Genomic DNA, 549 nt, shown 5'->3' on the forward strand with positions numbered 1-549 from the left:
CCCAGGGCACGGACGTGCTGCGGGTCTTCCTCATCACCTTCTTCTCCGTGGTGCAGTCCATCATGATGGTCTACGCCCTGAACTACGCCTCCAACGTCGTCGGGCTGGACCGCTCCCGGATGCTGCTGGTCAACGCCGTGGCGATGGCGGTGTCCATGGCCGCGATCCCGCTGCTGGCGGTGCTCTCGGACCGGGTCGGGCGCAAGCCCGTGCTGCTGGTCGGCGCCCTGGGCTGCATCGTGAGCGTCTGGTTCTACTTCGAGGCCATCCACGCCGGCAGCTGGGGGCTGATCTTCCTGCTGTGCATCGTCAACCAGGGCCTGTTCTACTCCTGCTGGAACGCCGTGTGGACGGTGTTCTTCCCGGAGATGTTCGCCGCCCCCGTGCGCTACACCGGCATGGCCATGGGCAACCAGCTGGGTCTGGTGCTCATCGGCTTCGCTCCCTCGATCGCCGCGATCATCGAACCGCGCTTCGGCTGGCAGGGCGTGGTCGTCTTCGTCGTCGTCTCCATCCTCATCAGCTGCGTCACGATCCTCTCGGCCCGGG

Annotated in this window: 1 protein-coding gene; it reads left to right on the forward strand. The window is 66.3% G+C overall.

Going from position 1 to position 549, the window contains the following annotated elements; genetic code table 11:
- Nucleotides 1-549 (forward strand): MFS transporter (locus NS354_RS12895; RefSeq protein WP_153002232.1); only part of this gene is annotated, 549 nt, incomplete at both ends.

The organism is Leucobacter chromiiresistens, from assembly GCF_001477055.1.
In the GTDB taxonomy this organism is placed as follows: Bacteria; Actinomycetota; Actinomycetes; order Actinomycetales; family Microbacteriaceae; genus Leucobacter; species Leucobacter chromiiresistens_A.